General features: G+C 35.8%; 2 protein-coding genes. Both read right to left on the bottom strand.

Going from position 1 to position 852, the window contains the following annotated elements; translation table 11 throughout:
• Positions 1–82: 82 nt before the first annotated feature.
• A complete protein-coding gene (locus ACFIO3_RS14310) occupies positions 83–265 on the bottom strand; it encodes a DUF4169 family protein (RefSeq protein WP_375608247.1) in 183 nt (60 codons plus the stop codon).
• Positions 266–273: 8 nt separating this feature from the next.
• Positions 274–819, bottom strand: coding sequence for an SspB family protein (locus tag ACFIO3_RS14305; RefSeq protein ID WP_375608248.1), 546 nt, complete (start codon positions 817–819; stop codon positions 274–276).
• Positions 820–852: the final 33 nt, after the last annotated feature.

Below are 852 nucleotides of genomic sequence, written 5' to 3'. Positions count from 1 at the left end.
GTGTCCATCAACGCGAACAGATATCTTTCGTGGAATGACTTTTGACCAATCGATAGAATTATTTTCGTGCATTTTTCTACCTTTATTCGTCATTTCGTAAACGATTTTGATCAAGAAATTTTTGCGTTTTTAAAGATTTTTGTTGCTCAAAAAGTTTTTTAGTTTTTGTTCGTCCAAAACGATAACGATTTTGCTCAGCATGAAGAGCTTTCTCTGTACGCTTTTTTTGTTTTCGAAATTGGCGAAGGTTAATTAATTCAGGCATGAGAAAGTTTATTTTTTCCGAAAAGAATCTAAAGAGACAACATCAGCACTTTGTTTTGTATCGTTATTTGAAGGTTCTTTATTGGTACTGAGATTTTGTTCTTCTGTGAGCGTATTTTCTTTTTTTTGTTTGTTTGATAGAGTAATGGGTGCAGGTAAGGTGTTTTCTGAATTTTCACTTTCTCCAGAGGTAAGACTTGAGGGCAGGTCAAATGCTGCTTCAAATGCTGCTACAGGATCATAAAAGACCTGAATGGAAGTAAAAGGAATCACCAGTTTTTCTGTTATTTCCCTGAAAGAGAGGGTTACTTCGAAGGCTGTTTCTGAAACACTGAGATCTCTAAACTGATGTTGCAAGACGATTGTCATTTGCTCAGGATAGCGATTTTTTAGCCGAGAAGAAATTTTAACGCCTGGGGAATTCGTCAAAAAAGTTATAAAAAAATGATGATTTCCCGGAAGACCAGCTTTAGAAACTTCCGATAAAACTTTACGGATAACTCCACGAAGCGCATCCTGAACGAGAATATCGTAACGGATTTGATCTTTAACCATCGAAGTTTATTCCTTTTATTTCACGTAGCAGAA

Source organism: Bartonella sp. AD328YNZD, from assembly GCF_042196425.1.
Note: the sequence above shows the minus strand (reverse complement) of the source record. Positions and strands in the feature narration are given on the sequence as shown.